Raw genomic sequence first — 14,681 nt, forward strand, 5'->3', positions numbered from 1 at the left:
CCACGTGCCCGAACTGCCCGAGGTCGAGGTGGTCCGGCGCGGGCTGCAGCAGTGGGTCGCCGGGCGCACCGTCGCCACCGTGGAGGTGCACCACCCGCGCGCCGTCCGCCGGCACCTCGAGGGCACCGACCACTTCATCGCCTCGGTCACCGGCCGCACGATCAGCGCGGCGCACCGCCGCGGCAAGTACCTGTGGCTGCCCCTGGCCGAGGCCGACGGCACGCCGGCCGAGCGCGCGCTCGTCGCGCACCTGGGCATGAGCGGCCAGCTCCTGGTCGAGAAGCCCTCCGCGCCGGACGAGACGCACCTGCGCGCCCGGTTCACCTTCACCGACGGCGGCCGCGAGCTGCGCTTCGTCGACCAGCGCACCTTCGGCGGGCTGGCCGTCGAGGACGCCCCCGGCAACGCGCTGCCCCCGCGCGTGGCGCACATCGCCATCGACCCGCTGGACCCCGCGTTCGACGAGAGCGCGTTCAGCGCCGCGCTGCGCCGGCGCGACACCCAGGTCAAGCGCGCGCTGCTGGACCAGACGCTGATCGGCGGCGTGGGCAACATCTACGCCGACGAGTCGCTGTGGCGGGCCCGGCTGCACGGCACCCGGCCCACCGGGTCGCTCACCCGGCCGCAGGTCGGGGCCCTGCTGCAGGGCGTGCGCGACGTGCTCGACGAGGCGCTGGCCCAGGGCGGCACCTCCTTCGACTCCCTCTACGTCGACGTCAACGGGCAGAGCGGCTACTTCTCCCGGTTCCTCGCCGTGTACGGGCAGGCCGACCGGCCCTGCCCGCGCTGCGGGACGGCGATCGTCCGCGAGCCGTTCATGAACCGCTCCAGCTACAGCTGCCCGCGCTGCCAGCCGCGGCCGCGGGCCCGGCGCGCCCGGTGAGCGCCGTCCGGGTGGTCGCCCTCGTCGACGGCACCGTGCAGGGCGTCGGCTACCGGGCCTTCGTGTGGCGCGCCGCGCAGCGGGCCGGGCTGGCCGGGCGGGCGGCGAATCTGCCCGACGGACGGGTCGAGGTGGTCGTCGAGGGCGAGGCGGACGCCGTCCGCGCGCTCGTGGCCGAGCTGTCCGGCGCCGCCGCGCCGGGCGCGGTGACGGCGGTCGACGTCCGCGAGGAGCCGGTGCAGGGGATGCAGGGCTTCACCACGGCGTGACCAACGCGACATCCGCCCGACACGGGGGAGCCCCCTCCTGCCGTTGACCTGCGTGTCCGCGCCTGTCACCCTTGTGGTACAGAGCCCGCGCCGACCGCTTCCCGGGGCGCCGGGCACACCCTCCCGATGTCTGGAAAGGCCGTCACAGCCATGGCCAAGGCCCTGTTCGGTTCCGTCGTGTCGCGCGCTGAGCTCCGAGTACACGAGGAGAACGCCGCACTGCGGGCCAAGGTGCGGCGGCTGGAGCAGGAGCTCGAGGAGCTGCGCGCCCAGCGCGACGCCGCCATCGCCCACGAGCTGCTCAGCATGGCCGGCGACAGCGCCGAGCCGGCGCTGGCCTGAGCGTCCCGCACCACCGGTAACACCCGCCCCGCGGGCCCCGCCGCGGGGCCCGGGCCGGACTAGGCTCCCCTTCCCGTGCACCTGTCGAGCCTGACGCTGAAGGGCTTCAAGTCCTTCGCGTCGCCGACGACGCTGCGCCTGGAGCCGGGGATCACCGCCGTCGTCGGCCCCAACGGCTCGGGCAAGTCCAACGTCGTCGACGCCATCGCCTGGGTGCTGGGCGAGCAGGGGGCCAAGAGCCTGCGCGGCGGCAAGATGGAGGACGTCATCTTCGCCGGCACCGCCGGCCGCCCGGCGCTCGGCCGGGCCGAGGTGACCCTGACCATCGACAACGCCGACGGCGCCCTGCCGATCGACTACACCGAGGTGTCGATCACCCGCCGCATGTACCGCTCCGGGGAGAGCGAGTACGAGATCAACGGCGACAAGGTGCGCCTGCTCGACGTCCAGGAGCTGCTCAGCGACTCCGGCATCGGCCGCGAGATGCACGTCATCGTCGGCCAGGGGCAGCTCGACGCCGTCCTCTCCGGCCGCCCGGAGGACCGCCGCGCGTTCGTCGAGGAGGCCGCCGGCGTCCTCAAGCACCGCAAGCGCAAGGAGAAGGCGCTCCGCAAGCTCGACGCGATGCAGGCCAACCTCGACCGGCTGGCCGACCTCACCGCGGAGCTGCGCCGCCAGCTCAAGCCGCTGGGCCGGCAGGCAGAGGTGGCCCGCCGCGCGGCCGGCGTCCAGGCCGACCTGCGCGACGCGCGGTTGCGGCTGCTCGCCGACGACCTGGTCCAGCTCCGCGACGCCCTGGCCAAGGACGTCGCCGACGAGACCGCCGCCCGCGAGCGCCGCGCCGTCGTCGAGGCCGAGCTCGGCCGGACCGCACGCCGCGAGGCGGAGCTGGAGGCGGCGCTGGCCGCGAACGCCCCGCTGCTGGGCGGCGCCCAGGACACCTGGTACCGGCTGTCCGCGCTCACCGAGCGGTTCCGCGGCATCGCCTCGCTGGCCGGCGAGCGGCACCGCCACCTCTCCGCGCCGGCCGCGGCCGCCCCGGGCGGCCGGGACCCCGACCAGCTCGAGGCCGAGGCCGACCGGATCGCCGCCACCGAGGCCGAGCTCGCCGAGGGACTCGAGGCCGAGCGCGGCCGGCTGGCCGCCGCCGTCGCCACCCGCACGGAGCTGGAGAAGGCGCTGGCCGAGGCGGAGCGGGCGTGGGTCGCCGCGGCCCGGGCGCTGGCCGACCGGCGGGAGGGGCTGGCCCGGCTGTCCGGCCAGGTCGCCGCCGCCCGCTCGCGCGCCGCCGCCGGGGAGGCCGAGATCGAGCGGCTGGCCGCCGCCGCGGCCGAGGCCGCCGACCGTGCCGAGACCGCCGCCGAGCGGCTGGCCGACCGGCACGGCCAGGTGGCCGAGCAGGAGGACGAGGACGTCGTCCTCGTCACCGCCCACCAGGACGCCGTCGCCGCCCACGCCGCCGCCGCCCGCGCGGTGACCGAGCTGGTCGCCGCCGAGCGCGCCGCCGAGCGCGACCGGGCCGGGGCTCAGGCCCGCCGCGACGCGCTCGCGCTGGGGCTCGCGCCCGCCGACGGTGCCGCCGCGGTGCTCGCCGCCGACCTGCCCGGTGTGCTGGGCCCGCTCGCCGACCAGGTGACCGTGCACCCCGGCGCCGAGGTACCGGTCGCCGCCGCGCTGGCCGGGATGGCCGACGCGGTCGTCGTCGGCGGCGTCGCCGAGGCCGCCGCGGCGCTGGCCCACCTCAAGGAGACCGGCGGCGGGCGGGCCGGGCTGCTGGTGACCGGCGGGCTGCCGCCGCTGCCGCGCGAGGGCTGGCCGGTGCTGCCGGAGGGGCTGCGCTGGGCGCTGGACCTCGTCACGGCGCCCGACGACCTGCTGCCGGCGCTGGCCCGCGCGCTGGACCGGGTCGCCGTCGTGCCCGACCTCACCGCCGCCCGCGCGCTGGTCACCACCCACCCGCGGATCCGCGCCGTCACCGCCGACGGCGACCTGGTCGGTGCCGACTGGTCGGTGGGCGGGCAGGCCAACGCCCCGTCCGGGCTGGAGGTGCGCGCCCGCGTCGAGGAGGCCGGCCGCGAGCTGGCCACCGCCGCGGCGCGGGCGGCCGAGCTCGCCGACCGGCTGGCCGCCGCGCGGGAGGCCGCCCGGGAGCGGTCCGCCGCGGTGGAGACCGCGCTCGCCGCCCGCCAGGCCGCCGACCGCACCCGCTCCGCGGTGGCCGCGGAGCTCGCCGAGCTGGGCGCCGCGGCGCGGTCGGCCGCCGCCGAGGCCGAGCGGTCCGCCGCCGCGCGGGTGCGCGCCGAGCAGGCGCTCGAGCAGGCGGTGACCGGGCTGGCGGGACTGGAGGAGCGGCTGGCCGAGGCCGAGGCCGCCCCGGTCGAGGAGGAGCCCGACCCGGGCGAGCGGGACCGGCTGCGGCTGGAGGTCGCCGCGGCCCGGCAGGGCGAGACCGAGGCCCGGCTGGCCGTGCGCACCGCCGAGGAGCGGGCCCGCGCGCTGACCGGGCGGGCCGAGGCGCTGCGCCGCCAGGCCCGGCAGGAGCGCGCCGCTCGCGAGCGCGCCGCCGCCGCCCGGCTGGCCCGGCAGCGCGGCGCCGCCGTCGCCGCCCGGGTGCGCGCCGGCGCCGAGGAGGCGCTCACCGCGCTGGCCACCTCGCTGGCCCGGGCCGCCGCCGAGCGCGACGAGCTGGCCCGCGTGCGGTCGGCGACCGAGGCCGAGCTGCTTGAGGTGCGCACCCGCGTGCGCGCGGCCACCGCCGAGCTCGAGCGGCTCACCGACGAGGTGCACCGCGACGAGGTGGCCCGCGCCGAGCAGCGCTACCGGATCGAGGGCCTGGAGACGCGGGCGGCCGAGGAGTTCGGGGTCGACCTGGCCACGCTGCTCGCCGAGTACGGCCCGGCGGCCCCCGTGCCGCCGACCCCCGCGCAGGTGGCCGCCGCGCAGGCGGCGGGGGAGCCCGAGCCCGAGCCGGTGCCCTACGAGCGGGCCGCCCAGGAGCGGCGGGCCGCCCGCGCCGAGCGCGACCTCGCCACGCTGGGCAAGGTCAACCCGCTCGCGCTGGAGGAGTTCGCGGCGCTGGAGGAGCGGCACACCTTCCTCGCCACCCAGCTCGAGGACCTCAAGGCGACCCGCCGCGACCTGCTCACCGTCGTCCGCGAGGTCGACGAGCGCATCCACGACGTCTTCGCCTCGGCCTTCGCCGACGTGCAGCGGGAGTTCGAGCAGGTCTTCGCCGTGCTCTTCCCCGGCGGCCAGGGCCGGCTGCTGCTCACCGACCCCGAGGACATGCTGACCACCGGCGTGGAGGTCGAGGCGCGGCCGCCGGGCAAGAAGGTCAAGCGGCTGTCGCTGCTGTCCGGCGGCGAGCGGTCGCTGACCGCCGTCGCCCTGCTCGTGTCGATCTTCCGGGCCCGGCCCTCGCCGTTCTACGTCCTCGACGAGGTCGAGGCGGCGCTGGACGACGTCAACCTCGGCCGGCTGCTCACCCTGGTCGAGCAGCTGCGCTCGACCTCGCAGCTGATCGTCATCACCCACCAGAAGCGGACGATGGAGATCGCCGACGCCCTCTACGGCGTGAGCATGCGCGGGGACGGGATCACCGGCGTGATCAGCCAGCGGCTGCGGGAGCCCGAACCGGCCTGAGGCCCGCGCGCGGAGCGAGGCATAGGAGGCTTTGCGCACGTTTCCGGCGGGAGAACGTGCGTAAAGCCTCCTATGCCGGGGTCAGACGCCCGACGGGACGAGCAGGTCGACGACGACCGGCAGGTGGTCCGACGCCCCGGCGGCGTCGAGCACCCGCGCGCTGGCGACGGTGACGCCGGGGGAGACCCACACCTGGTCGATGCGCCGGTGCGGCGCGCCCGCGGGGTGGGTCAGCCCGTCGCCGGCGTGCCAGAACCGCCAGCCGGCCTGGTCGCCGCGGTCGTGCGCCAGCTCCCAGGCGTCGCCGAAGCGCTCTCGTAGCGCGGCGAGCTCGTCGGCGTCGGGACGGGCGTTGAAATCGCCGACGACGACGCCGGCGGCCATCGCGTCGGTGTGCAGCGCGGCCAGCGCCGCCGCCTGCTCGGCCCGCTCGGCCGCCGACCGGGTGGTCAGGTGGGTGGCGGTCACCCACAGCGTGCCGCCGTCGAGCTCGAGGAGGGTGCGCAGCGCACTGCGCGGCTCCCCGCCGCCGGGCAGCCGGTGCACGTCGCTGACCAGCACCGGCAGCCGCGACAGCACCGCGTTGCCGTACTGGCGGCGGTCGCCGTCGCCGCGCGGCTCGTCGATCGACGGCGCCCACGCCAGCTGCATGTCCAGCGCGCGGGAGAGCAGCAGCGCCTGGTCGACGTCCTCGCTGCGGTCGCCGAACCGGCGGTCGACCTCCTGCAGGCAGATCACGTCGGCCTCGGTCGCGGCGAGCACCTTGGCCAGCCGCGGGAGGTCGTGGCGGTCGTCGTCCCCGACCCCGTGGTGGGTGTTGAACGTGACCAGCCGGACCGGGATGGGCGGCTGGTCGGGGCCGGGGGCCGGCTTGGTCCCGGAGAGGTCGCTCACCCCGTCAGCTTGTCATCCCCGCCGGCACGGGGTCGGCCAGCGGCAGGTCGGCCACCTGCCGCAGCCCCTCCCCGCCACCGGCCTCGCTGAGGAACAGGCGGAACGTCGCGTGCCGGCCGTCGAGCACCAGCTCGCCGATCTGGTTGCCGAAGAACGGCCCGGCCGCCTTGGCCCAGTCCAGCGACGAGGGCTCGACCCGCGCCAGCCGGGCCATGCGGGTGGTCAGCCGCCGTGCCCAGCGGCTCCAGCCGATGCGGAAGCCGACCCGGATGGGGTGCGGCGCCTGGTTGTGCAGCGGGGAGACCGTCAGCTGGTGCACCCGGGTGGTCAGGTCGCCGGGCTCGACCAGCTCGGCGGCGTAGGCGTGGTGGACGTCGCCGGAGAGCACCAGCGCGGTGGCCGGCGCCCGGCCGTGCTCGCCGCGGGCCAGCGCGGTGAGCGCCCGCCCCAGCCGCTCGAAGGAGTGGCCGAACGCCGCCCAGTGCTCGAGGTCGGCGGCCTGGCGCAGCTGCTCGGCCAGCCGGCCCCGCAGCTTGCGGTGGTGGCGCACGTTGAGCGTCGCGTTCCACCGCTCGATCTCGTGGATGGCGTGGGGGAGCAGCCACGGCAGGGACGTGCCGATGACGACGTGCTCCGCGCCCTCCTCGACGGCCCGGCGCATCGCCGCCTCGACCCAGTCGAACTCGGCGTCGTCCAGCATCCGGCGGCCGTGCTCGTCGAGCACCCGGCCGGCGCGGCTGTCGACCATGACCAGCCGCGCCTCGCCCCAGTGCCGCACGTAGCTCCAGCGGAAGGTGGCCGGGTCGCGGTCGGCGGCCAGCGCCATCTCGCGCAGCAGCGGCTCGGCGTCGTCCCCGTCGGTGCACCGGCGCACCCGCTGCCACAGCGCGTCGTCGGCGAGCTCCTGCGGGCTGAGGTTGCCCAGGTGCTGGTAGACCCAGTAGCTGGCCAGTCCGCCGGCGATCCGGTCGCTCCACCAGTCGGTCGCCGTGGTCGTCGCGCGCCAGGCCGCCGAGGTGTTCCAGTCGTCGATCATCTCGTGGTCGTCGAACACCATGGACGACGGCACGGTGGACAGCAGCCAGCGCACCTGCGGATCGCTCCACGACTCGGCGTAGAGCCGGGTGTACTCCTCGTAGTCCCCGACCTGGCTCCCCTCGGGCACCGGCGTGCCGCGGCGCAGCGACAGCCAGGTGCGCGTGGCCTTGGTGAGCTCGTCGGCGTAGACCTGGTCGCCGAGCAGCAGCAGGGCGTCGGGCCACTCGTCCTCGGGCAGCGTGATCATCCGGGTGGCGTAGGCGTCGAGGGCGTCCGGCGGGATGCCCTCGGCCGGCAGCACGGTGCTCGGGGTGGCGTACCGGCAGGAGCCGAAGGCGATGCGGAACGGGCCGCCGTGCCCCGGCGTCCGGATCCGGCCGGCGGGGAACGGCGCGGCCTCCTCCGGCCAGACGCGGACGCCGTCCAGGTGCACCTCGTAGGGCGTCGAGCTGCCCGGTTCCAGGCCCTCGACCACCACCAGGGCGTAGTGGTGCCCGGCCACGAGGAAGGTGCGCTCCCGCCGGCCGAGCACCTCCACCTCGCACGGCCGGTCGGTCTCCACCCAGACGGTGGCCGAGACGGGGTCGACGTGCCGCAGCAGCGGACCGAGGAGGAGGGCCGGGCGGTCTCCGGCGGGCAGGGCCATGGGCACAGCCTGGCCCACTCGGCTGGGCATCGCCTGGGTGTTGCTGCCCGGGTGTTGCTGCCTGGGTGTTGTGCCTGGGTGCGGCTCCTGAGCTGCTGGGAGACTGGGCGCCATGGAATTCGTGCTGATCGCGATCGCGATCCTCGTGGTGGCCCTGCTGGTCGGGGTGGGCCTCCTGGTCGGCCGCGGCCGCCGGACCACCCGTCTGGACGAGGACGCCGTCACCGGCACGACGCTGACCCGTCCCCGCCCGCCCGCGGCGCCGGCCGAGCCCGCCGCGCCGCCGTCCGGGTCGACCGCCTCCGGCCTCGGGGCGCCGCCGGAGACCGCTCCCGCGCCGCCGGTCGTGCTGCCGCCGGCCGAGCCCGAGCCCGGCCTGGTCTTCGAGACGCCGCTGCCCTCGGCCGGCCGCCTGGTGCGGCTGCGCTCCCGGCTGGCCCGCTCCCAGTCGGCGCTGGGCCGCGGCCTCCTGACCGTGCTGGCCCGCGAGCGGCTGACCGAGGACGACTGGGAGGAGATCGAGGAGACCCTCCTCGCCGCCGACGTCGGCGTCGCCGCCACCACCCAGATCGTGGAGCGGCTGCGCACCCAGTCGATGGTGCTGGCCACCGCGTCCGGCGCCGAGCTGCGGTCGCTGCTGGTCCGCGAGCTCACCGCCGTCCTCGGTCCCGACCTCGACCGCAGCCTGGCCACCGAGCGGCGGGAAGGACACCCGGGCGTCGTCCTCGTCGTCGGGGTCAACGGCGCGGGCAAGACGACGACGGTCGGCAAGATCGCCCGCGTCCTGGTCGGCGACGGGCGCAGCGTCGTCCTCGGTGCCGCCGACACCTTCCGCGCCGCGGCCGCCGACCAGCTGGAGACCTGGGGCGAGCGCGTGGGCGTGCTGACGGTGCGCGGCAGGGAGGGCGCCGACCCCGCGTCGGTCGCCTTCGAGGCGGTGCGCACCGGCGTGGAGGCCGAGGTCGACACCGTCGTCGTCGACACCGCCGGCCGGCTGCACACCAAGTCCGGCCTCATGGACGAGCTGGGCAAGATCAAGCGGGTCGTCGAGAAGCAGTGCCCGGTGACCGAGGTGCTGCTCGTGCTCGACGCGACCACCGGGCAGAACGGCGTCATCCAGGCGCGCGTCTTCACCGAGGCCGTCGCCGTCACCGGCGTCGTGCTGACCAAGCTCGACGGCACGGCCAAGGGCGGCATCGTGGTCTCGGTGCAGCGGGAGCTGGGCATCCCGGTCAAGCTGGTGGGGCTGGGAGAGGGCGCGGACGACCTGGCGCCGTTCGAGCCGGAGGCCTTCGCGGAGGCGATCGTCGGCTGACGCCGGACCGGGGCGGACGCCGAGGGGGTTCGCGGGTGGGGCGACCGACACCCTCCCGCGCACCGGGAGGAGCGCCGGCCGAGCGCCGGCCGGCGGGCTAGCGTCCGGCCGCAGGTGCCGGTCCGCGTGCACCGCTGCCCGACCGACGGAGCGCCGATGCACCGCATGACCGCCACCGACCTCGCCGGCGGCACCGCCGTCGTCACCGGGGCCGCGGCCGGCATCGGCGCCGCGATCGCGCGGGCGGCCGCGGCCCGGGGCATGTCGGTGGTGCTGGCCGACGCCGACGCCGACGGCGCCGAGCGGGTCGCCGGCGAGCTGACCGACGCGGGCGCGGCGGCGCTGGCGGTGCGCTGCGACGTCAGCGACGCCGCCGCCGTCGACGCCCTCGCCCGCGTCACCGCGGAGCGGTTCGGCGACGTGCGGCTGCTGGTGAACAACGCCGGCATCGAGGCGACCGGCCGGCTGTGGGAGCTCGACGCGGCCCGCTTCGCCCGGCTGGTGGGCGTCAACGTGACCGGCGTCTTCCACGGGATCCGCTCGTTCCTGCCGCGGATGGTCGAGGCCGGGACGCCGGCCTGGGTGGTGACCACCGCCTCGATCGGCGCGGTCACCACGCTCCCGGCGCAGGCGCCGTACTGCGCCAGCAAGCACGCCGCGCTGGCGCTCACCGAGTGCCTGGCCATCGAGCTCGCCGACAGCGGCGTGCCGATCGGCGTCTCCTGCCTGATGCCCGGCCCGGTCGACACCGGGATCTACGCCAGCGCGCCGGCCAGCGGGGACGGCGGGGCCGTGGCCCGCGAGCGCATGGCCGAGCTGCTGCGCACGCGGGGCATCTCCCCGGCCGAGGTGGCCGGGATCCTGTTCGCCGGCATCGGCCGCGGCGACTTCTGGATCACGACCGACGACGAGCGGGCCGACCTGCTGCTGCGCCGGCGCGCCGACCGGCTGACCGGGCGGCTGCGGCCGGCCTGAGCTCAGGCGCGGCTGGGGTCGAACCCGTAGGGGAGTTCCAGCCGGTGCGCGGCGAGCAGTGCGGGATCGGCCAGCAGCTCCCGGGTGGGGCCGTCGGCGACGACGACACCGCCGTCCAGCACGACCGAGCGCGGGCACAGCTGCAGCGCGTAGGGCAGGTCGTGGGTGACCATCAGCATGGTCACCGGCAGCGCGTCGAGCACCTCGGACAGCTCCCGCCGCCCGGCCGGGTCGAGGTTGGACGACGGCTCGTCGAGCACCAGGATCTCCGGGTGCATCGACAGCACGGTGGCCACGGCGACCCGGCGGCGCTGGCCGAAGGACAGGTGGTGCGGCGGCCGGTCGGCCACGCCGGCCATGCCCACCTGCTCCAGCGCCGCGGTGACGCGGGCGGCGACCTCCGCCTCGGGCAGGCCGAGGTTGCGCGGGCCGAACGCGACGTCCTCCCCGACCGTGGGCATGAACAGCTGGTCGTCGGGGTCCTGGAAGACGACGCCGACGCGGCGGCGCACCTCCTGCAGCGTGCTCCTGCCGACGGGCAGGCCCGCGACGCTCACCGAGCCGCGGCCGCCGCTGAGGATGCCGTTGAGGTGCAGCACCAGGGTGGTCTTGCCGGCGCCGTTGGGCCCGAGCAGGGCCACCCGCTCACCGCGTTCCACCCGCAGGTCCACCCCGTACAGCGCCTGGTGGCCGTCGGGGTAGGCGAAGGCGAGGTCCTCGACGAGGAGGCTGGGCGGTGCGGAGCTCACCCGACGAGTAGACCCGCTGCCAGCACGACGCCGGCGGCCAGGGGGAGCGTCAGGGCGGTCAGCCAGTCCCGGGCCGGCGCGGCGACCGTGGCCGCGCCGGGCATCCGGCCGGTGTAGCCGCGCGACAGCATCGCCAGGTGCACCCGCTCGCCGCGCTCGTAGGAGCGGACGAACAGCGAGCCGGCGGCCGGGCCGAGCACGCGCAGCGCGCCCAGGTGCCGGCCCCGGAAGCCGCGGGACTCCCGGGCCACCCGCATCCGGCGCATCTCGCCGGTGACGACGTCGGCGTACCGGATCATGAAGCCGAGGATCTGCACGAGCACCGTGGGCAGCCGCAGCCGCTCCAGGCCGCGCAGCAGCTCCCGTGGCTCGGTGGTGGCGGCCAGGACGGTCGCGGCGAGCACCGACAGGGTCGCCTTGGCCAGCACCCCGCCGCCGGTGGCCAGCCCGCTCTCCGACAGCGACAGGCCGAGCACCTCGACCCGCGGTCCGCGGGCCACGAACGGCAGCAGCAGCGCGAACAGGACGAACGGCACCTCGACGACCAGGCCGCGGGCCAGCCGCCCGGGCCGCACCCCGGCCGCGGCGGCCGCGGCGAGCACCACCAGGAGGTGCCCGGCGTAGGCGGCCGGGGCCCACGGCGCGTGCACCGGGGTGGCCACCACGACGAAGGCGAAGGCGAGGACGGCGACCAGCTTCACGTGCGGCGCCAGCCGGTGCACCGGCCCGGTGCCGGGGACGTACGCCGCGCCGATGAGCCCGGCGTGCCCGGCGGCCACTGTCGGTCGGCTCCGCTCAGTCGGCCGCGGTCGCCGGCTGCGCCTCCGCGCGGCCGGCGCTGCGGCGGCGCAGCACGAGGGTCAGGCCTCCGGCCAGCACGAGGGTCACCGCGACGCCGGCCACGCCGGCCAGCCCGCCGGAGAGCCGCTCGCCGTCGACGCCGGCGACGGTGTAGTCCGCCAGCGGGGAGCCGGCCGCGGCGCTGTCCTCGGCCGTGTCGGCGAAGCCGTGCTCCTCGGCGACCGACTCGAGCCCGTCGGGCGAGGAGCTGGCGTACCAGCTGCCCACCCCGGCGACGAGCAGCGCGATCAGCAGGCCGACCAGCCAGAGGCGGCGGGTGCCGCGTCGCGCGCTCACCGGGCGGCCAGGGAGTCGGTGGCGGCGGCCGTCCCCGGGCGACCGGCGAGGGCGGCGCGGCGCAGCCGGGCCGCACCGTGCACCAGGTCGGGCCGGACGGAGAGCACCGCACCGAGGACGGCGACGGTGATCGCCGCCTCGCCCAGGCCGATGAGCAGGTGCACCCCGCCCATCGCGGCGGCCACGGCGCCGAGGGAGACGTCGGCGGTACTGCCGACCGCGAAGAGGCCGACGAAGGCCAGGGCCGCGGCCGGCACGGACAGGAAGGCCCCGGCACCGGCGGCGGTCAGCACGCCCGTACGGGTGCGCGGGAGCACGGCCGACAGCAGCCGGAAGATCCCGTAGCCGACGGCGACCGCGACCAGCGCCATCAGGGTCACGTTCGTGCCGAGCGCGGTGAGCCCGCCGTCGGCGAACAGCACCGCCTGGACGAGCAGGACGACGGTCATGCAGAGCACCGCCGTCCACGGCCCGACCAGGACGGCGGTGAGCGCTCCGCCGATGAGGTGCCCGCTGGTGCCCGCGGCGACCGGGAAGTTGATCATCTGCGCGGCGAAGACGAAGGCGGCGGTGAGGCCGGCCAGCGGGGCGGTGCGCTCGTCGAGCTCCCGGCGCGAGCCCCGCAGCGCCACGGCCACGGTGCCGGCGGCCAGGACGCCGGTGGCGATCGACGTCGGGGCGTCGAGGAAGCCGTCGGGGACGTGCACGGTGCCTCCGGGGATCGGGGGAGGGGCCGGGTGGCTGCCCGCAGCGACCCTAGATGACCGCGCTGCTTGTTGCGAACCCCTTGCAAGAGGATCCGATCCTCCCGCCGGCGCGGCGTCCGCGAGGCCGGCAACACGGTCGCAACACGGGGACCGGACACGCGGGGCGGAGTTCACCACCCGGAAACAGCGGCGCGCTGCCAGTCGAAACAGCGGCCCGGCACCGTGAACGCCGCAGTCGCCCCCGGGGACGGGGGCGGTCGGCACCCCGCTCGCTCCCGGCGCCGCCCGCGCGCCCGGGTCCGTCCTGTGGCCCCGCCACCCCACCCCGTCAGGAGGTTGCCGTGGAGATCGACACCGGCAATACCGCCTGGGTCCTCGTCAGCGCCTCGATGGTCCTGCTGATGACCCCCGGCCTGGCGCTCTTCTACGGCGGCATGGTCCGCGCCAAGAGCGTCCTGAACATGATGATGATGAGCTTCGGCGCGCTGGCCCTGGTCAGCGTGCTGTGGGTCCTCTACGGCTACTCGGTCGCGTTCGGCGACGACATCGGCAACGGCATCGTGGGCAACCCGGGCACCTACTTCGGGCTCGAGGGCCTGATGGGCAGCGTCGGCGAGACCGGCCTGCCGGACATGGCCTTCGTGGGCTTCCAGGCCGTCTTCGCGATCATCACCGTCGCCCTGATCTCCGGCGCGATCGCCGACCGCGCCAAGTTCGGCGCCTGGATGGTCTTCGCCGGCGTCTGGGCGACGATCGTCTACTTCCCGGTCGCCCACTGGGTCTTCGACCTGGCCAACGGCTGGATCGCCGCGAGCCTCCTGGCCGTCGACTTCGCCGGTGGCACCGCGGTGCACATCAACGCCGGTGCCGCGGGCCTCGCGCTGGCCCTCGTGCTCGGCAAGCGCCGCGGCTTCGGCCGCGACCCGATGCGGCCGCACAACCTGCCGCTGGTCATGATCGGCGCCGGCCTGCTGTGGTTCGGCTGGTTCGGCTTCAACGCCGGCTCCGAGGTCGCCGCCGACGCCATCGCCTCCACCGTGTGGGTCAACACCCTGGTCGCCACGGGCGCCGCCGCGCTGGGCTGGCTGCTCACCGAGAAGTTCCGCGACGGGCACGCCACCTCGCTGGGGGCCGCCTCCGGTGTGGTCGCCGGGCTGGTCGCGATCACCCCGGCCTGTGCCGCGGTGTCGCCGCTGGGCGCCATCGCGATCGGCGTCATCGCCGGTGTCCTGTGCGCCCTCGCCGTCGGGCTGAAGTACAAGCTCGGCTACGACGACTCGCTCGACGTCGTCGGCGTCCACCTGGTCGGCGGGCTGGTCGGCACGATCCTCATCGGCTTCTTCGCCACCACCGACAACGCCGCTCCGCAGGACGGCCTGTTCTACGGCGGCGGGGTCGACCAGCTGTGGCGCCAGGTCGTCGGCGCGCTGGCCGTGCTGGTCTTCTCCTTCGTCCTCTCCTACGTGATCGGCATGATCATCGAGAAGACCATGGGCTTCCGTCTCCGCGAGGAGGACGAGGTCACCGGCATCGACAGCGTGGTGCACGCTGAGACCGGCTACGACTTCGCCTCGCTCGGCGGCGGTGGCGGCGCCGTGTCGTCCGCCGGCCAGGCACACGCCGAGGCCCGCGGCAGCAACCTCTCCAAGGAAGGGAGCCGGGTGTGAAGCTCGTCACCGCGATCGTCAAGCCGTTCAAGCTCGACGACGTCAAGAACGCCCTCGAGCTGATCGGCATCGCCGGTCTGACCGTCAGCGAGGTCCAGGGCTTCGGCCGCCAGCGCGGCCACACCGAGGTCTACCGCGGTGCGGAGTACCAGGTGGACTTCGTCCCGAAGGTCCGCATCGAGGTCGTCGTCAGCGAGACCGACGCCGCCCGCGTGGTGGACGCCGTCGTCGAGTCGGCCTCCACCGGCCAGATCGGCGACGGGAAGGTCTGGGTCACGACGATCGACGAGATCGTCCGTGTCCGGACCGGCGAGCGCGGGGCCGACGCCCTCTAGGCGTCGACGACCGCACCCGGACGCACGACCGTCGTCGGCCGGGGTGGTGGGGCAGCCCGCCACCCCGGCCGACGCGTTCCCG

The 14,681-nt window shown here is 76.2% G+C and carries 14 protein-coding genes; 8 read left to right on the forward strand and 6 right to left on the reverse strand.

Annotation, left to right across the window (positions count from 1 at the left end; translation table 11 throughout):
* Nucleotides 1-4 precede the first annotated feature (4 nt).
* The 4 genes from mutM (at nt 5) to smc (ending at nt 5,136) form a co-directional block, all read left to right on the forward strand.
* Nucleotides 5-883, forward strand: a complete 879-nt coding sequence (mutM, locus tag ACI79R_RS05070) for a bifunctional DNA-formamidopyrimidine glycosylase/DNA-(apurinic or apyrimidinic site) lyase (RefSeq protein ID WP_456572488.1) — start codon at nt 5-7, stop codon at nt 881-883.
* Complete coding sequence (locus ACI79R_RS05075; protein WP_456572489.1) at nt 880-1,152, forward strand: acylphosphatase; 273 nt, start codon at nt 880-882, stop codon at nt 1,150-1,152. The genes mutM and ACI79R_RS05075 overlap by 4 nt, the downstream gene beginning before the upstream one ends.
* 177 nt (nt 1,153-1,329) lie before the next feature.
* The gene (locus tag ACI79R_RS05080; RefSeq protein WP_456572490.1) at nt 1,330-1,494 is read left to right on the forward strand and encodes a hypothetical protein; all 165 of its coding nucleotides are present in this window, start codon (nt 1,330-1,332) and stop codon (nt 1,492-1,494) included.
* Between the two features lie 75 nt (nt 1,495-1,569).
* Nucleotides 1,570-5,136 carry a chromosome segregation protein SMC gene (gene smc, locus ACI79R_RS05085; protein ID WP_456572491.1) on the forward strand — a complete coding sequence of 1,189 codons (3,567 nt, stop codon included), beginning with the start codon at nt 1,570-1,572 and terminating at the stop codon, nt 5,134-5,136.
* 81 nt (nt 5,137-5,217) lie between these two features.
* On the opposite strand, the gene ACI79R_RS05090 is transcribed toward smc, so the two are convergent.
* Both ACI79R_RS05090 and ACI79R_RS05095 read right to left on the reverse strand, forming a co-directional pair.
* Nucleotides 5,218-6,030 (reverse strand): endonuclease/exonuclease/phosphatase family protein, encoded by an 813-nt coding sequence (locus ACI79R_RS05090; RefSeq protein WP_456572492.1) that lies wholly within the window; start codon nt 6,028-6,030, stop codon nt 5,218-5,220.
* A 4-nt stretch (nt 6,031-6,034) separates the two neighbouring features.
* The gene (locus ACI79R_RS05095; RefSeq protein ID WP_456572493.1) at nt 6,035-7,714 is read right to left on the reverse strand and encodes an alkaline phosphatase D family protein; all 1,680 of its coding nucleotides are present in this window, start codon (nt 7,712-7,714) and stop codon (nt 6,035-6,037) included.
* Nucleotides 7,715-7,826: 112 nt separating this feature from the next.
* Here ACI79R_RS05095 and ftsY point away from each other — a divergent pair, with 112 nt between their 5' ends.
* Together ftsY and ACI79R_RS05105 are read left to right on the forward strand one after the other, a co-directional pair.
* Entirely contained in the window at nt 7,827-9,029 is a 1,203-nt protein-coding gene (gene ftsY / locus ACI79R_RS05100; protein ID WP_456572494.1) for a signal recognition particle-docking protein FtsY, read from the forward strand.
* Between the two features lie 156 nt (nt 9,030-9,185).
* The gene (locus ACI79R_RS05105) at nt 9,186-10,004 is read left to right on the forward strand and encodes an SDR family NAD(P)-dependent oxidoreductase (protein WP_456572495.1); all 819 of its coding nucleotides are present in this window, start codon (nt 9,186-9,188) and stop codon (nt 10,002-10,004) included.
* Nucleotides 10,005-10,006: 2 nt separating this feature from the next.
* Here the strand turns inward: ACI79R_RS05105 and ACI79R_RS05110 are convergent, their stop codons facing one another.
* Genes ACI79R_RS05110 through ACI79R_RS05125 form a run of 4 tightly spaced genes read right to left on the reverse strand, consistent with a single transcriptional unit; the run spans nt 10,007 to nt 12,597 of the window.
* Nucleotides 10,007-10,753 carry an energy-coupling factor ABC transporter ATP-binding protein gene (locus ACI79R_RS05110; protein WP_456572496.1) on the reverse strand — a complete coding sequence of 249 codons (747 nt, stop codon included), beginning with the start codon at nt 10,751-10,753 and terminating at the stop codon, nt 10,007-10,009.
* On the reverse strand, nt 10,750-11,532 hold the full coding sequence (cbiQ, locus tag ACI79R_RS05115) for a cobalt ECF transporter T component CbiQ (protein ID WP_456572497.1): 783 nt from the start codon (nt 11,530-11,532) through the stop codon (nt 10,750-10,752). The genes ACI79R_RS05110 and cbiQ overlap by 4 nt, the downstream gene beginning before the upstream one ends.
* Before the next feature lie 16 nt (nt 11,533-11,548).
* Nucleotides 11,549-11,890 carry a PDGLE domain-containing protein gene (locus ACI79R_RS05120; RefSeq protein WP_456572498.1) on the reverse strand — a complete coding sequence of 114 codons (342 nt, stop codon included), beginning with the start codon at nt 11,888-11,890 and terminating at the stop codon, nt 11,549-11,551.
* A complete protein-coding gene (locus ACI79R_RS05125; RefSeq protein WP_456572499.1) occupies nt 11,887-12,597 on the reverse strand; it encodes an energy-coupling factor ABC transporter permease in 711 nt (236 codons plus the stop codon). The genes ACI79R_RS05120 and ACI79R_RS05125 overlap by 4 nt, the downstream gene beginning before the upstream one ends.
* Before the next feature lie 341 nt (nt 12,598-12,938).
* Here ACI79R_RS05125 and ACI79R_RS05130 point away from each other — a divergent pair, with 341 nt between their 5' ends.
* A complete protein-coding gene (locus tag ACI79R_RS05130; RefSeq protein ID WP_456572500.1) occupies nt 12,939-14,264 on the forward strand; it encodes an ammonium transporter in 1,326 nt (441 codons plus the stop codon).
* Nucleotides 14,261-14,599, forward strand: coding sequence for a P-II family nitrogen regulator (locus ACI79R_RS05135; RefSeq protein ID WP_056288122.1), 339 nt, complete (start codon nt 14,261-14,263; stop codon nt 14,597-14,599). Before ACI79R_RS05130 ends, ACI79R_RS05135 begins: the two co-directional genes overlap by 4 nt.
* Nucleotides 14,600-14,681: the final 82 nt, after the last annotated feature.

This window comes from Blastococcus sp. SYSU D00820, from assembly GCF_054050695.1.

Coding starts and splice junctions, on each gene's coding strand:
- ACI79R_RS05095 (WP_456572493.1), bottom strand. CDS start 7,714: ATGGCCCTGCCCGCCGGAGACCGCCCGGCCCTCCTCCTCGGTCCGCTG.
- ftsY (WP_456572494.1), top strand. CDS start 7,827: ATGGAATTCGTGCTGATCGCGATCGCGATCCTCGTGGTGGCCCTGCTG.
- ACI79R_RS05105 (WP_456572495.1), top strand. CDS start 9,186: ATGCACCGCATGACCGCCACCGACCTCGCCGGCGGCACCGCCGTCGTC.